General features: G+C 30.9%; 12 protein-coding genes. 3 read left to right on the forward strand and 9 right to left on the reverse strand.

Features of this window, described 5'->3' with window-relative positions; all coding sequences use genetic code 11:
- Positions 1-35 precede the first annotated feature (35 nt).
- The gene (locus ES045_RS12820) at positions 36-767 is read right to left on the reverse strand and encodes a TrmH family RNA methyltransferase (protein ID WP_147116687.1); all 732 of its coding nucleotides are present in this window, start codon (positions 765-767) and stop codon (positions 36-38) included.
- Between the two features lie 69 nt (positions 768-836).
- On the opposite strand from ES045_RS12820, the gene ES045_RS12825 reads away from it, so the two are divergent.
- The 3 genes from ES045_RS12825 to accD all read left to right on the forward strand — a co-directional run bounded on the left by ES045_RS12825 (position 837) and on the right by accD (position 5573).
- Positions 837-3341: a BamA/TamA family outer membrane protein gene (locus ES045_RS12825; RefSeq protein ID WP_147116688.1), complete on the forward strand. Its 2505-nt coding sequence runs from the start codon at positions 837-839 to the stop codon at positions 3339-3341.
- Between the two features lie 117 nt (positions 3342-3458).
- Positions 3459-4526, forward strand: a complete 1068-nt coding sequence (gene fbaA / locus ES045_RS12830; RefSeq protein ID WP_147116689.1) for a class II fructose-bisphosphate aldolase — start codon at positions 3459-3461, stop codon at positions 4524-4526.
- A gap of 174 nt (positions 4527-4700) precedes the next feature.
- Positions 4701-5573 (forward strand): acetyl-CoA carboxylase, carboxyltransferase subunit beta, encoded by an 873-nt coding sequence (gene accD, locus ES045_RS12835; RefSeq protein WP_147116690.1) that lies wholly within the window; start codon positions 4701-4703, stop codon positions 5571-5573.
- A 68-nt stretch (positions 5574-5641) separates the two neighbouring features.
- Here the strand turns inward: accD and ES045_RS12840 are convergent, their stop codons facing one another.
- The 8 genes from ES045_RS12840 to ES045_RS12875 form a co-directional block, all read right to left on the reverse strand.
- Positions 5642-6139 carry a DUF3575 domain-containing protein gene (locus tag ES045_RS12840; RefSeq protein WP_147116691.1) on the reverse strand — a complete coding sequence of 166 codons (498 nt, stop codon included), beginning with the start codon at positions 6137-6139 and terminating at the stop codon, positions 5642-5644.
- Positions 6140-6205: 66 nt separating this feature from the next.
- Entirely contained in the window at positions 6206-6781 is a 576-nt protein-coding gene (locus ES045_RS12845; protein WP_147116692.1) for a DUF3575 domain-containing protein, read from the reverse strand.
- Positions 6782-6904: 123 nt separating this feature from the next.
- Entirely contained in the window at positions 6905-8020 is a 1116-nt protein-coding gene (locus ES045_RS12850) for an efflux RND transporter periplasmic adaptor subunit (RefSeq protein WP_147116693.1), read from the reverse strand.
- A gap of 4 nt (positions 8021-8024) precedes the next feature.
- Entirely contained in the window at positions 8025-12341 is a 4317-nt protein-coding gene (locus ES045_RS12855; RefSeq protein WP_147116694.1) for a CusA/CzcA family heavy metal efflux RND transporter, read from the reverse strand.
- 67 nt (positions 12342-12408) lie between these two features.
- Positions 12409-12798 (reverse strand): hypothetical protein, encoded by a 390-nt coding sequence (locus tag ES045_RS12860; RefSeq protein WP_147116695.1) that lies wholly within the window; start codon positions 12796-12798, stop codon positions 12409-12411.
- Positions 12799-12869: 71 nt separating this feature from the next.
- Positions 12870-16247, reverse strand: a complete 3378-nt coding sequence (locus tag ES045_RS12865; protein ID WP_147116696.1) for a hypothetical protein — start codon at positions 16245-16247, stop codon at positions 12870-12872.
- A 56-nt stretch (positions 16248-16303) separates the two neighbouring features.
- Positions 16304-16798 (reverse strand): methylated-DNA--[protein]-cysteine S-methyltransferase, encoded by a 495-nt coding sequence (locus tag ES045_RS12870; protein WP_147116697.1) that lies wholly within the window; start codon positions 16796-16798, stop codon positions 16304-16306.
- On the reverse strand, positions 16798-17562 hold the full coding sequence (locus tag ES045_RS12875; RefSeq protein WP_147116698.1) for a TatD family hydrolase: 765 nt from the start codon (positions 17560-17562) through the stop codon (positions 16798-16800). Before ES045_RS12875 ends, ES045_RS12870 begins: the two co-directional genes overlap by 1 nt.
- Positions 17563-17590: the final 28 nt, after the last annotated feature.

Raw genomic sequence — 17590 nt, forward strand, 5'->3', positions numbered from 1 at the left:
TTTTTTTCGTTAAAATGATAAACTGAGATTGTAAATTAAAAGTTCCTTTTAAACTCACTTAATAAAATAGCAGTTGCAGTAGCAACATTTAAACTTTCCGTTTCTTGCGTTTCTCCAAATCTAGGAATCGATATTCTATGCTCAATTAATTTTTTAATTTCTTCGGAAACGCCATTTGCTTCATTTCCCATAACTAGAATTCCCTCTTTTGGTAAAACGGTTTTGTATACATTTTCACCATCCATATCGGCAATAAAACGAGGTAAACTACTTTGGGATAAATAGGCTTTCAAATCAGTATAATGAATCGAAATTCGAGTTAAAGAGCCCATAGAAGCTTGTACTACCTTTTGGTTGTAGCAATCTACCGTGTCTTTGGAGCAAATTAATTGAGAAATGCCAAACCAATCACACAAACGAATAATTGTACCTAAATTTCCAGGATCGTTAATAGCATCTAAAGCAATAATTAAACCAGTATCTTGAAGCTGTTTCTCTTCGGAGATTTTAAAAATTCCTAAAACTTTGTTGGGCGATTTTAACGTGCTAATTTTTTTTAATTCTGTTTCAGAAATTAAGGTAATCTTCTCTTCAGAAATAGTAGTTTCAAAGTCATCTGTACAAAAAAGGACTTCAACTTCAAAAGAAGAATTTAGCAATTCGTTGACCACCTTTATACCTTCCGCTATAAATAAATGATGCTTTTGGCGATACTTTTTTTGCGATAAACTTGTAATTAATTTTAGTTGATTTTTTGAGATACTCATTAATTGTTTCTAATTGGAAATAAACCGTTGAAAAATACTATTTTTGATCTTAAATGTATTGCTAAAGTAATGAAAAAACTTTCTTTTTACTTTTTACTTATTTTATTTTTTGCAGCTTGTAATTCTACAAAACATGTTGCCGAAAATGAGCATATGCTTACGCGTAATTATATTTTTATTGATAATGTTAAAGATAATAGCTCAGCGTTAGAAAAATACATTCTTCAAAAACCAAATCCTAGATTGTTAGGAGCGCCAATTGGTTTGTATTTTCATAACTTGGGTGATCATGAAAAGCCAAAAACGGCATTAAAATGGGGCGAAAAACATCCGAAGAAATATAAGATTGTTAAAAATATTTTTTCAGAAAAGCAAAGTATTGCCTATGCAAATTCATTTATTAAATTAAACAATTGGTTTTTAAGTTATGATGCTCCTGTAATTATTAGTGATCATAAAATAAAAAGAACGTCAGATAATTTGTGGGCTTATTATAAAACACAAGGGTATTTTGAGTCTGAAGTTAGTGCTACAATTATTAGAGATTCTATTCATAAAAAAGCAACAGCAGAATACCGCATAAATAGAGGAAGACCAACGCTGTTAGATACGATTAAGCTAAAAACAGAATCGCTAGTTTTAGATTCTATTTATAAAGATGCTGGAATGCGCTCTTTGTTAATAAGTGGCGATCAATACAATGATAAGGTTTTTAGAAAGGAAGCTAGTAATGTGGTTAAACTCTTTAGAAATAGTGGTATTTATCATTTTTCTGAAGCAGCATTAGGTTTCTATGTAGATTCTACAAGAACAGATTATAAAACAAATGTTGAGTTTTTAATTGCTAAAGATCGTTTTAAAGACGATAAAGGCGTGTATGTAAAGAAAGATTATAAAGTACACCGAATTAAAGAGATTAATGTATTTACAGATTATTCTTACACAAAAAAAGAAGAGATTCATAAAGATACTGTTACTTATAATGGCATCAACTTTTTGGCGCACAGAAAGCTAAAGTATAATCCTAAATATTTAGCACAATCTATCTTTTTTAGTGCAGGTGATGTTTATAAAGATACGTTAAGAGACCTTACTAGAAATCACTTAAAATCACTTAATAATTTTAAATCTACCAGCATTAAGTTTACCCCCATTAGTGGTTTAGATAATGCGTTAAAAATGGATTTGTTTTTAGCTCCCAAAGAAAAGTTTACGTTAGGTTTCGAAACAGAATTAACACATTCTAATATTAGAAATATTGGTTCTTCTGCAAAATTCTCTTTAACAAATAGAAATGCATTTAGAGGTGCAGAATTGTTGAAGTTTTCTTTTTTAGGATCTTATTTTAACGCAAAAAATGGTCCTGGTTGGGAAATAGGAGCAGATGCTTCTTTAGAGTTTCCGAGGCTAATAGCACCATTTGGTTTAAGCAAATTAGTGCCAAAAAGAATGTCTCCAAGAACTTTATTTTCTTTGGGGTCTAGCTTTCAAAAAAACATAGGTTTAGATAGACAAACGTTTACATTTGTATCTGATTATAAATGGCAATACAATATTAAAAAGACCATACAGTTAGAGCTTTTTAATACACAGTACATTCAGAATTTGAATGTAAATAGGTTTTTTGATATTTATAGTTCTGAGTTTACAAACCTAAATACCGTTGCAGAAGTTTATGATATTGCAAACGGAACCTCTTACTTTCCTTTAGCAACAGATTTAAAAACTCAGGCTTCGGAATCTTTAAGGTTTATAAAAGCAGTTGCCTCAAATAATGGATTTAAGATTTCGAACTCTAGTGATTATAATACTGTTTTAAATATTCAAAATAGGTATAATATTGTTACTTCAGATTTTCTAATTCCTACGTTGGCGTATTCTTACACGTATAATAGTCAGATTGATTTTAAAGATAATAACTTCTCTTTCTTTAAGGCTAGATTTTCTAATTCGGGAAATCTATTAGGACTATTATCTAACAATTACAATGTAAACGGAAAGAAAACACTTTTTAAAATTCCTTTAGCGCAATATTTTAAAACAGATTTAGAATACAAACGTTTTTGGAGTATTGGGTCTAACTCCGTTTTCGGTTTTAGAACATTTTTAGGAGCTATCTTAACGTATGACAATTCAGACATTCCTTTCACAAGAAGTTATTTTGCTGGCGGTTCTAATGATATTAGAGCGTGGCAAACGTATGAGCTGGGACCAGGAAGTAGAAATAGCGGTTTAGAATTTAACGTGGGTAGTTTTAAATTTTTAACGAGTGCAGAATATCGTTTCGACTTAGTAAGTAGCTTAAAAGGAGCGTTGTTTTTAGATGCTGGTAATATTTGGGATATTTCTGGTTCTGAATTTGTAGATGAGGATTCTAAATTTAATGATTTATCTTCCTTAAAAGACATTGCAATAGGTTCTGGTTTCGGAATACGATACGATTTAAACTTTTTTGTGTTAAGATTTGATATTGGTTTTAAAACGTATGAACCTTACCTAGAAGAGAGTAAATGGTTTAAAAATTACAACTTTGCGAGTGCAGTTTACAACATAGGAATCAATTATCCTTTTTAATGAAAATGGCTGTAATTCTATAACGTTTTCGTTATTTTATGCTTTCTTCAAACAAAAAAAGGTCTATTTTTAGTATTTTTGATAAAATTAAGAAACATAAAATTAAAATATAATACGATGAGTCACAACATAAAACCTGGAGTTGCAACAGGAAAAGAAGTACAAGCAATTTTTAAACTTGCAAAAGAAAAAGGATTTGCATTACCAGCGGTTAATGTTGTTGGTTCTAGCACAATAAATGCTGTTTTAGAAACTGCAAAAGATTTAAATGCACCCGTTATCATTCAGTTTTCAAATGGTGGAGCTCAGTTTAACGCAGGTAAAGGTTTGTCTAATGAAGGTGAGAAAGCAGCAATTGCTGGTGGTATTGCAGGGGCAAAACATGTACACGAATTAGCTGTAGTTTACGGGGTTCCTGTAATTTTACACACAGACCACGCAGCAAAAAAATTATTACCTTGGATAGACGGTTTATTAGATGCTTCTGAAAAACATTTCGCAGAAACAGGTAAACCTTTATATAGTTCTCACATGATAGATTTATCTGAAGAACCTATAAAAGAAAATATAGAAATTTGTAAGACATATTTAGCTCGTATGAGTAAAATGGGTATGACTTTAGAAATTGAATTAGGAATTACTGGTGGTGAAGAAGATGGTGTAGATAATTCTGATGTTGATGCATCTAAATTATACACACAGCCAGAAGAGGTTGCTTATGCATATGAAGAGTTATTAAAAGTTTCTCCTCAATTTACAATTGCTGCTGCATTTGGGAACGTTCATGGTGTTTATAAGCCAGGAAACGTAAAATTAACGCCAAAAATTTTAAAGAACTCTCAAGAGTTTATTACAAAAAAGTATGGTGTTGAAGAAAATCATATCGATTTTGTATTTCATGGTGGTTCTGGTTCTACAGTTGAAGAAATTAGAGAAGCTATTGGTTACGGAGTTATAAAAATGAATATCGATACAGATTTACAATTTGCTTTTACAGAAGGAATTAGAGATTACATGCAAGGAAAAGCAGCTTATCTAGCTACTCAAATTGGTAATCCTGATGGAGCTGAACAACCAAATAAAAAATACTACGATCCTAGAAAATGGTTGCGTGAAGGAGAAATTACTTTTACAAACCGTTTAAAACAAGCGTTTCAAGACTTAAATAATATAGATACTTTATAGTATATATTCTTTGTAATAGATTAAAAAGCATTTTGAAATTTTTTCAAAATGCTTTTTTTATGGAAATAAAGGATTACTTGTGAATAATCATTTGAAGAAGAAAGTAGAATTAGAAAAAATCTTTTACATTTGTATTTCATATTTTGAAGCAATAAATTAAAACAAACACATTACATGGCTTGGTTTAAAAGAACAGATAAAGGAATTCAAACTTCTACGGAAGATAAAAAAGACACCCCAAAGGGCTTGTGGTACAAGACTCCTAGCGGAAAAGTTATAGATACAGAAGAATTAAAGAGAAACTTATATGTAAGTCCAGAAGATGGTTACCACGTAAGAATAGGAAGTAAAGAGTATTTCGAGTTATTTTTTGATGACAATAAGTTTGAAGAATTAAACGAAAGCTTAACTTCTAAAGATCCTTTAAAGTTCGAGGACACAAAAAAATACCCAGACAGACTAAAAGCAGCTCAAGAAAAAACAAAATTAAATGATGCTGTTAGAACTGCTGTAGGAAAATCTATCGGTAAAGATATTGTAATTGCTGCAATGGATTTTGCTTTTATTGGAGGCTCTATGGGATCTGTCGTTGGAGAAAAGATTGCAAGAGCTATTGATTATTCAATAAAAAATAAGATTCCGTTTTTAATGGTTTCTAAATCTGGTGGCGCAAGAATGATGGAGGCATCACTTTCTTTAATGCAATTGGTAAAAACATCTTCTAAATTAGCACAATTAGCGGGTGCTAAAATTCCTTATATCTCTTTATGTACAGATCCAACAACAGGGGGTACAACAGCTTCTTATGCAATGTTAGGTGATATTAATATTGCCGAACCAAATGCACTAATTGCCTTTGCAGGACCAAGAGTTGTAAGAGATACTACAGGTAAAGATTTACCAGATGGTTTTCAAAAATCAGAATTTGTGTTAGAACACGGTTTCTTAGACGCAATTTATGAGCGTAAAGAACTAAAAAAAGAGATAAATTTATATATAGATTTAATACAGAATCTTCCTATTAGAAAAGAAGTAGCAGTATCGTAAAAAGTATATTTTATATAGAAAAAAGCCAGCGTAAGCTGGCTTTTTTAGTTTATTAAGGGGTTGATAGGTTAAAATCTCCAACCAACATTTACACCTACTCTAGGTACCAATATTGGCGAATCTGTACCAAACAGGTTTCTACCTAAACCGCCATAAATATCAATACCTAAACCACCTTCAGAAGAATATTTTGTTCCTATAGCAACACCTAAGGCTGCGTCTGTATATTTTAAATCATAATTACCTGAATCTTCTACAGACTCTATTTTACCAGAATTTATACCTAAAAAACCTTCACCAAAGAAATTCCATTGTGCATCTGAAGTAAAGTAATGACGAAAATAAGGAGTAATCATTGTGTTTTCATTATATCTAAAATTAGCATCTTGTTTTGCTAAATTGAATAAAGCAGAAATACCGAAAGAATTATCTGTAGTAATATAGTTTTCATAGGAAACCTCTATACTTTTTATAATTAGTGCATCTGCAATATCTAATTTTACTTCTTGCTGAGAAAATCCTAAAGAGCTTATGAGAAGTCCAAATATTAAAATTATTTTTTTCATCTATTTTTTGTTTTTAATTAACTTTTAAAAGTATGATTTAAACATACTGAATTTTAAGTATTTATTTTAGAATCTATATCCTAGTGAAATACCTCCTCTGGTAATAATATTATTATTTATGAAATCACCATTATCATCATCATTATTGCTGTTATTAAATAAATTTCTACCTATTCCTAAATAAACTTCAGCTGTAAAGCCAGATTTTATAATAAATTTTCCACCAACAGAAACACCTAAAGCAAAGTCAGTTTCTTTTTCTATTTTAGAAGGACTTCCATAATAATACAACTCTTCCTCATATGAGTTTAGCATTCCGAAACCTTCTACGAAAAAGCCTCTAGCAAATCTTGTTTCAGAAAAAAACCATCTATAATAAGGAGTAATCGAGAATTTTTTCGGATAATATAGGTCGTTATTAATATCATTAAAATTATAGAAAACACCAACACCAAATGAAGAATCTTTGTTTAAAAGATGTTCATAGGAAATGTCTAAAGAAGAGAAAACAATCAAACTAAAAGCATTCAGCTTTATTTCGTGTTTTTTGTTGCTGTCTTGAGGATAGATTTCTCCTTTTTCTTGAGCTGTAATCTGTAAACTTGCCACTACTAGTAACAACATTAAGATGTTTTTTTTCATTTTATTTATTTAAGACAAATATATTAAAAAGTAGCACGCAATTGAATGCTTCCTGTGTGTATTGTTTTAGAATTTTTGCTTCCTAAATCATTCAAATTTAAATTTAAAAAATAATTGAACCTTCTATTGAATAAAAGCGCCCTTTGTTAGTATTTTTCTGCCTTCAATTGCTTTATAATTATTTATTTGTGTATAATTTTCGTTTTCAGAACCTTTATCAATACTTACTTTATCAAAAATATAGGTGTTTTCTTTTTCTGAACTCAGTACTAAAATTATAGATTTATTCTTATTTTTTAGAATAGCTGCTCTTGGAAGTGCAATTTCTTTTTTAGGGAGACAAATAATCTCAGCTTCTACAAACATACCAGATATAAAATTATTTTTTTCTTCATTATTTATATGACCGTGAACCTTAATTGTTTTGTTTTTATTGATAGACGTACCCACCAGATGAACTTGTGCTTCATAAGTTTTATTAGAAGATTCAGGTATTTTAAAATGAATCTTTTGATTTTTTTTGATTTTTGTAATATCTTTCTCAAAAACGTTTAGTTCTAAGTGAATATGATCTGTATTAATAATTTCTATCAACTCACTTGCAGAAGATACAAAAGAACCAATGTTAACATTTACTTTGGTTACATAACCGTTTATTGGGGCATATAAATTTATTGTTGAAGTTATTTTTCCTTGCGCAACAGCAACCGGATCAATATTTAACATCTGTAATTTTTTACGCAATCCGTTATAAGTTGCTAGACTAACTTTGTAAACACTTTCTGCTTCAAGATACTTTCTTTGAGAGGTGATTTTTTCATCAAACAAGGTCTTTTGTCTATCGTATTCGTTCTTTAAAAATTTTAGTTGTACAGAGGTTTCTACGTATTGTTGCTGAATTTCTACAAACTCGATATTTTTTAAACTTGCAATTAATTCTCCTTTTTTAACCTTATCGCCAATTAAAAGAGGAATATTAGTAACATAACCCGCAATAAAAGTACTTACACTGGCTCTGTTTTCTGGCGGAACATCTATCATTCCGTTTACATTTATAATGGTATTAAAATCTTGGGTTGCAAGCTCACCAAACTCCATTTTTTCACTTTCAAATTGTTCTTTACTAATTTTAATTTGATTGCTATTAATTTTGATTTCTTGAATAGTTTCAGTTAATTTTTCTTTGTTACCACAGGCTAAAAGTAGCAACAAAAATAAAAGGGTATATAGGTTTTTCATTTTTTTATATATTTAAAATAAGGTAATTTATATTGATAATCGTTTGGTTGTATGCATTTAAGTTTTCTAAATAAGACAACTCAATAGCTATAGCGGTCTCTAAACTCTGAATGTATTGAAAAAAGTCAATTTCACCTTCTTTAAAAGTACGATTGGCTGTTCTTATAATTTCTTCTTTTAGTTTTTTTCCTTCATTATCATAATACATAATCACTTCTTCGTATTGTTTTAAAGTTGCTAAAAGTGAATTGTGTTCAGCGTTCAACTTTACTCTATAATCTTGTTGTTGCTGGGTAACGATATCTCTAGCAATTCTTGAAGCTTTAATTTTAGATGTATTTCCAGAAAATAATAATGGCACTTTTAAACCGATTTGATACCCTTTAATAGTAGTATTTAACAACCTATTTGTGCCTTGAAAATATTCTAAACTAATATCTGGTAACAAACTTTGTTTTTCTTTTTTGTATACTGCATTTTGATAGTTTCTAACATCCTCAAAATACTGAACTCCTAAATTAGTGTTCGTAGAAATAGTTTCTAATTCTAACTTTTTTAAAGGTTGACGTGCTATTTCTAAGTGACTAATCTGAACCACACTTTTTAATTTTTCTTTAGAAATTAGCACCTCTCGATACGCTTGTTTATAAGAATTTTCTAACTGCTTTTGTTTAGATTTTGCGGTAATCATTTCTAAATAATTAGTTTCACCTAGCTCAAACCTACGGATGGCTTTTTTTGCAAAATCTTGATATAAACTATCTAAAAAAAGATAGGTCTTTGCTTTATTCTTAAGGTAACTTAAATGGTAGTAATTGCTATACACCTCTTTTTTTATTTTTAGAAACTGCATATTATAATTTGTTTCTTCTAAATGAACTCTAGCTTTATAAACTTTTTTATCAGCAAAATAAACGGTTGGAAATTTAAAGTCTTGTGCAATTCCAAAAATGGTTAACGGTTGGTTATTTACTGCTAAGTTATTTTCGTCATAATTATAATAAATTTCAGTTTTATCAAAATGAAACGCACTTCCAACCAATGCATTACTTTCATCAACTTTTAAGTTAGATGCTTTTAAACCTGCATTATTCTCAATTGCCAAGGCCAAAGTTTCTTCAACTGTTAATTTAGATTGTGCACTTGTACCAATAATAGAGAGAAAGCTAATGATAGTTAGAAGGGCTGTCTTATTTACTTTAAGTGCTTTTTTTTCTTCAAACCACGCATACAAAACAGGTAAAACAATTAATGTTAAAATGGTTGCTGTAATTAGACCACCAATAACTACAGTTGCTAACGGTCGCTGTACTTCTGCACCAGCGTTTGTTGAAATGGCCATCGGTAAAAAACCTAAAGCAGCAGCAGCAGCAGTTAATAAAACGGGTCTTAATCGTTCTGTAGTGCCACGTTTTACAAGTTCTTCAATATTGGTAAAACCTTCTTCTCTAAGATGCTTAAAATGTTCTATTAAAACAATTCCGTTAAGAACAGCAATACCAAAAAGTGCAATAAAACCAACACCGGCAGAAATACTAAAAGGTAAATCTCGAATCCATAATAATAAAATTCCTCCTACAGCAGAAAGCGGAATAGCAGCGTACACCATTAATGCTTCTTTTACTGAACCAAAAGCAAAATAGAGCAGTATAAAAATTAAAATTAATGCTATTGGTACGGCAACTTTTAAACGATTTTTAGCACTTTGTAAATTCTCGAATTGGCCACCATAAGCAATGGTGTAACCTGCGGGTAATTCCAGGTTATTATCAATAATGGTTCTCATTTCATTCACAACCGATTGTAAATCTCTATTTCTAACATTTACACCAACCACAATTCTACGTTTTGTATCATCTCTAGATATTTTTGCGGGACCTGTTGTGTATTCAATTTCTGCCAATTCACTAAGCGGAATTTTAGATCCATTTGGTGTATCTACATATAAGTTTTGAAGACTCGCTAAATCCTTACGGCTATTTCTGTCTAAACGAATGACCAAGTCAAATCGTTTTTCACCTTCAAAAACATTTCCCATGGTTTTACCAGCAAATCCCATAGAAATTAATTCATTTACATCTGCAATATTTAAACCATAACGCGCAATTTTAGCTCTCTTGAAAGTAACGCTCATTTGTGGCAAACCTTCTACTTTTTCAGTAATAATATCTGCTGCGCCTTCTACATTTGTAATGAGTTCTTTTATCTCATCTGCTTTACGTGCTAAAACACCTAAGTCTTCACCAAAAATTTTGATAGCAACGTCTGCTCTAACACCTGTAATTAATTCGTTAAATCGCATTTCTATAGGTTGAGTAAATTCTACTTCCATACCAGGAATGATAGCCAAAGCTTCTTTAAATTTATCTGCTAACTCATCTTTACTTTCTGCGGAAACCCATTCATCCTTTGGTTTTAATTTAATAATTACATCGCTTTCTTCCATAGACATTGGGTCTGTGGGTATTTCTGCAGCACCAATTCTGCTTACAACTTGGGCTACTTCTGGAAAATTTTCAAGTAATATTTGTTCTATTTTTGTAGTAATTTCAATGGTTTTTCCTAAGGAAGTGCCTGTTTTTAATACCGGTTGAATTACAAAATCGCCTTCATCTAAAGTCGGTACAAATTCTCCTCCCATTCTGCTAAATAACACAACACTTGATGCCAATAAAATTACAGACAACCCCATAACCAATCGTTTATGATGCAAAGCCCAATGAATAACTGGTTTGTACCAAGAATTTATAGCTTTCATTGTACGTACTGAAATATTTTTCTCGCTTGGCTTATGCGGCTTTAAAAACAGTGAGGAAACCACCGGAACGTAGGTTAGGCATAACAACATTGCGCCAATTAAAGCAAAACTAAATGTTAAAGCCATGGGTTTAAACATTTTTCCTTCTATACCCGTTAAAGATAAGATGGGTATAAATACAATTAAAATAATTAATTGTCCAAAAATGGCAGAATTCATCATTTTCGAAGCACTTTTTAGCGTAATTGCATCAATTTCATTTTGTTTTCCTTCTTTTGTGAGCGATTTTAGTTTGTTACTTTCCGATATAATCCGGAATGCAATAAACTCTACAATAATAACAGCACCATCAATTATAATTCCGAAATCGATAGCACCCAAACTCATTAAATTTGCGTCTACATTAAAAAGATGCATCAAAGAAATAGCAAATAATAAACTTAAAGGAATAACAGAGGCTACTACTAAGCCAGAGCGTAATTCTCCGAGAAGTAAAACCACTACAAAAATGACAATTAAAGATCCTAATATTAGATTTTCTGACACGGTAAAAGTGGTCTTAGCAATCAGTTCGCTACGTTCTAAAAAACCATTTATGTAAACGCCTTCTGGCAAGCTATTTTGTATGTCTGCGACGCGCTCTTTTACTGCATCTATAATGGCCTTAGAATTGCCGTCTTTCAACATCATAATTTGACCGAGAACTTTTTCTCCTTCTCCATTTCCTGTAATGGCACCGAAACGAGTTGCGCTTCCAAAGCCAACTTCTGCAATGTCTTTTATGTAAATAGGGGTTCCTTCATTTTTAACCACAATATTACCAACATCTTCTAGCGTTTTTATAAGACCTTCTCCTCGAATGAAAAAAGCTTGATTTGTTTTTTCGATGTAACCACCACCAGCGACACTATTATTTTTCTCTAATGCGACATAAATATCAGAGATTGAAATATTCATGGCATTTAATTTACTAGGATTGATGGCAACTTCGTACTGTTTTAGGAAACCGCCCCAAGTATTTACCTCTACAACACCAGGGATTCCAGAAAGCTGTCTCCTTACAATCCAATCTTGAATGGTTCTTAGTTCTGTAACAGAATATTGGTCTTCATACCCAGGCTTAACATCTAGTATGTATTGATAGATTTCGCCTAAACCTGTTGTAATTGGCCCCATTTCTGGACTACCAAAACCTGCTGGGATTTTTTCGGATGCAGATTTAATTTTTTCTGCAATCAATTGTCTCGGTAAATACGTACCCATATGATCATCAAAGACAATAGTTACTACAGATAAGCCAAACTTTGAAACTGATCGAATTTCATTTACACCTGGTAAATTTGCCATTTCTAGCTCTATCGGGTAGGTTATAAATTGCTCTACGTCTTGTGTAGATAAGTTACGAGATGTTGTTATAACTTGTACTTGGTTATTGGTAATGTCTGGCACTGCGCCTATAGATATTTGGGTTAAAGAGAAAAGACCAAAGCCAATAATAAATGTTGTGAATAGGAAAATAATCAGCTTATTTTTTAAGCTGAACTTTATGATGTTTTCTAACATAATTCATATTAATTAAAGAAATAAATAAATGCCTGTTTTAAAAACAGGATTAAAAATCTAAAACAAATTATGCGTACTTGGGTGGTTGGAAAATAGTTCTTTTTTCAAAAAAAGAGAAGGATTCTTTATAAAAATAATTTGGTTTTATATTTAAAATAATGTCATCTTTTAATTCAAAAACATTAATTTTAAAACTAAAAGCAGAAATATGATGGTTATAACTTTGTGTGCTCTTTTTAAATGGTAAGTCTTTATGTTCTTTATGGTTACTGTTATCTAAGACATCTTTGTCTCCATAATGTCCATACAAAAACTCAAAAAAGTTGTCGCCATATTTTTCTTGATGAAATTGCGCATGTTCTAATAATACGTTTAACTTAGAAAAAGATTCCAAATTAATGTTTAGACTCTGAATAAGAATCAAATTAGATAATAATATGGCGATGATTTTCATCATAATCATACAAATTAAAGGATTTTTTTTAACTAATGATCTAACATTTGTTACAAATATTAAAATTTAACATATTAGAAAACAGCACGTAATTGAACACTTCCGGTATGAATTGTTTTAGAGTTTTCGCTTTTTCTACCTAAATAATTTAGATTTAAATTTAAAAAGGAATTTAATTTTCGATTGAATAAAACATTCCAGGTATAATTTTTACCATCTTGTAAACCTTCTAACATTTGATAGGCAACTGGCGAATTTGTATCGCCTTTAAAATCATTTAAAAATACATTTACATTAGCTGTAATTTGATTTTTCTTACCGCTTAAATAGAAGTATTCCAATCCGAATTTTTGCTGATTCAACGCTTCAAAATTATCTAAACTATTTTCTTTAATTTTATAATGATAAAAAGCCGTTAACCTGTTATTCTGATTGTATAAAAAACTAATTTTTGGCTGAATTTCTTTCCCTTCAATACTATAATTCCGATTATCGAAGTTTTCGGTTTGCAAATCATTTTCAGAAACTTTACCCATGAACTCAAACAACCAAAAAATAGCAAGTTTATGCGCAAAATCTAACTGATGCATTTTTGTATTATTCTCTTGATTCCCTATAAAATACTGTTGCTTGTTTCTTCGTTTACCAAAAGTATAAGTTGTGCTATAATTCTGAAGATTTCTGTTAAAATATAAGCTATTTCTTACACTAAAGTTTAAGCCAATGAGTTTGTCTTCATCAAAATTAAAAGGGTTAAAATTAAAGGAATTTCCAATTCTAGATTGTTCATTTTCGATGCTTAAAAAACTCTCGTTGTTAAAATGAGAAAGTGTTTTTCTGAATCCGTTTTTTGTTTTCCATGGATTAAAATTAAGGTTGATACCTTGTCTAAACTTTGCTCTTTGGGTTGCAAGAAAACGTAAATTTGGTTTTGGAACGCGTAAATAATTCGCCTGATCTTGAAATTCTGCAATTTCAAATTCATCAAAATCCTGAACACCATCGCTGTTATAATCAATCCACGTATAATATCCCAAACCAGGTGCTGTTTTAATATACAGATATTCTTGTCTAGCCACGTTACCAGAAGAAGTCTCATAAAGTGTATTTAGATTTACAAAGTTGTTGAATAATTTCTGATTAAAAACGAATCTTGAATTTAAAGATTTTTCATCTTCAGAAAAAATATTTTGGGTAAGTCTGTAACTTGCAAACACCCGTAAATTTGTGTTTTTATTTTGAATTAATTTACTATTCATATAAAACGATTTTCGATTATTGACTTCTGTAAATTCATTCAATTTTATGCTATCGTTATTTCTATAATTAAATCCGAATTTAGCAAACACTTTCGCAGTATCCCCAATACCCAAATAAGTTTCAAACTCTTTAAACCTGTGACTGGTATTGTTGTAATTATTAGAACCCCTATTTTTTCTGCTATTGGTTTCTAAATTGGTAAAAGCACCCAACCAACTTTTATTAAAAGAATGTTCTACAGTTGCTTTTGCTCTTAAAAAAGAGTTGTCTTCTGCGGTTGAGGTATTTGCTAAGAAACTTCCATTCATAAAAAAAACAGTATTGTTTCGTTTTATTTTAGATTGAAGTTCATGCTTATTTCCAGTATACGTATCTAAATAACTTAAGTGATTGTATCGGTATAGAAAAAAATCGTTTTTCTTATTTTGAAGATTCCATTCCGATTGAAAATAGTTTTTTGTAGCATTATTTGTGAGTAAATTCCAATCTCTATTAAACTCTATAGATTCCCATCTTTGTAGGGTTTTAAAATTTTGATGCGCATATTCATGGTTTAGAACACTTGTCAATTGCCATTCTTTATCAATTAGAACTTGTTGCCAACCAATTTTTGCTGCAAGACCTGTATTCTGATTGTTATCGATTGCTGAGAATAAATTGGCATCATTATTACTAAGGGCTATTTCAGAGGTTATTTTCGTCTTTTTAGAAGCATTATAGTCAGATTTTAATACGAAAACCTGCGACTTTGTTGGCGGAATTAATCGCGTTATTGGCGCATAATTTCCTTGGTTTATACCAATATAACTATAAATAGTCCCAATTGCTGTAGTACTGTCTATACTATAATCACCATTATTTGCACCAACATTTCTAAACGAAACAAAGTACAAATCATCATTTTCATTGGTAGTATATTCAAAGTTTTCTACGGCGCCATTTGTAACTTTTCTATACAAGATCTTGTTCTCATCAAAAGCATCTATAAAAGCACTTTCTGCAAACATTAAATCGGTATTATTACCTGCATCTGCTAAAATCTGTTTTTGTTCGTCTGTTAATGCTTGTTGCAAAGGTTGATTTTTAGCATCGTTTTCACTGTAGAAAAAACCACTAATATTTAATTTTTCTGTTTTGTAGCTCACAGATTCATAGGTAACAAAACGCGTGTAATTTCTATCGGAATATTGAAAATCAATGGTGATTCTCATATCATTTGTAATAGGGTAGGTGGTGTTAAAAGTAATTTCTCCTAAATTATAATCTATGGTATACTCATTATTTTCTCCTTTTTTAAGTTGAATTCCGTTAATGTAGACCTGTTCACTACCGCCAATAATTATAATATTAGGTTCGGTATTCGCACCAACAATTTTATAAGGACCTTGGTTGCCTTCACTACCAACAATTGTAAACGTATTAAACTTACCACGCACAATTGCACCAGAAGCACTCACCTTTACATTTTGGGTTATATTTGCTGCGACCTCTAAACCAGAAACTTGTTTTGTAAAAGGAGCAAAGTAACTCTCTTTGTTTTGTAAGGATAAATCTCCTGCTTTTACACGCCAATCATCTGTAAACATTTCAATGAATATTCGATCGAAATCTGTAATGTTTTGCGAATATCCGTTTTCTTGAATAGGGATATTTGTATCCCAAATATTTGCTCTTAAGGTTACTTTGTCAGATAATTTACCAGAAATTTCTAAATCTAAAGCTGCATTGGTAACCGCATTCTGATTATTACCCGAAGTAATTCCTCTAGAAATAAACCCTTTTGTTTGCAAACCTTCAAATAATTTAACTTCCGAAGCTTTTTTATTAGTGGTTAAACTGTATAATTTGCCAGTGTTTGTGCCATTTGGTACAATTAAACTTTCGTCATAAGGTGTGTATGTTTTGGTAAGGAATTCTGGAAACCGAAAATATTCGATGGTAATTTCTTTGTATAATTGGGCACTTATAATAAGTGTTGCATTGTTATAATCTACAAAATAGTTAGAAACCGCTATCGGTTTTAGTGTCTCGTTTAAAACTTTAAAACGTTGCGGATTTATAGCAACAGAGTCAAATTTTATCGTGTCTTTTTGAATTAGAAATTTGGTGGATCTAAAATCTGTAGCTATCGTTTGAGATTGGATCGAAAACCCAAGAATCAAAAATAAAAAAAAGAGAATTTTTTTAAACATCTACAACTATACGTTCTAAACGTAAAAATAGTATTTTTAATATCTGAAATAGGAATTTAAAAAAGCGATTGCTGTTTTACAGGGTTTTCATGCGCTAATAACCATTTTTTTCGCCAGATTCCGCCAGCGTAACCCGTTAGAGAACCATCAGTACCAATAACTCTGTGACACGGAACAACAATCCATAACGGATTTTTACCATTTGCAGAAGCAACGGCTCTTATGGCTTTTACATCGCCTAAAAACTTACTTTGCTCTAAATAGCTTTTCGTTTTTCCGTAAGGAATTTTTAACAAAGCTTTCCATACTTTCTTTTGAAAAGCAGTTCCTTTAGGATTTACGGTTAAATTGAAACTAGCTCTTTTTCCTTTAAAATACTCTTCCAATTGCACCACACAATCTTGCAAACATTCAGCAGTTTTTGTATTCAGTAATTCTTCTGAAACCGAATCTTCATCTAAAACAGACACAGATTGAATTCCGTTTTTATCACCAACAATTTTTGCGATTCCTATGGGTGTTTTGTAATATGTTGTTGCTGTCTCTAACATTATATTCCAAAAACATCTTTAGAATTCTGTGTTGTAATTTCAGCTATTTCTTTAAATGAAAGTCCGTATATATCTACTAATTTATCAACAACATTTGTAATAAATGCACTTTCATTTCTTTTCCCTCTATAAGGTGTTGGTGCTAAATACGGTGCATCTGTTTCTAAAACAATATGCTGAATGTCTATTTCGTTCAAAAATTTATCAATCTTACCATTTTTAAAAGTTGCAACGCCGCCAATACCCAACTTCATATTGTAAGAAATGGCTTGTTCTGCTTGCTCTTTAGTTCCTGTAAAACAGTGGAAAATTCCTCTTAAATCAGCTGCTTTTTCTGCTTCTAAAATTTCAAAAATTTCATCAAAAGCATCTCTACAATGAATTACAATAGGCAATTTTTTTTCTTTTGCCCATTTAATTTGGGTTCTAAAGGCTTCTTGTTGCTGAATTAAAAAAGATTTGTCCCAAAATAGATCAATACCAATTTCGCCAATTGCATAAAAATCTTTTTTATCGATCCATTCTTTTACATGTGCCAATTCTTCTAAATAATTTTCATTTACAGAAGTAGGGTGCAAGCCCATCATTAAATACACCTCTAAAGGAAAATTTTCTTCTAGTTGTAGCATGCTTTCTGTATACGTAGAATCTATTGCAGGAATAAAAAACCGAGAAACACCCGCATCTTTAGCGCGTTGCATCATCTCTTTTTGGTCTTCGTTAAACTGGCTAGAATATAAATGTGTGTGTGTATCTGTAATCATTATTATTTGTGATAAATTTCTGTAAAAT

Source organism: Polaribacter sp. IC073 (assembly GCF_007997075.1).
In the GTDB taxonomy this organism is placed as follows: Bacteria; Bacteroidota; Bacteroidia; order Flavobacteriales; family Flavobacteriaceae; genus Polaribacter.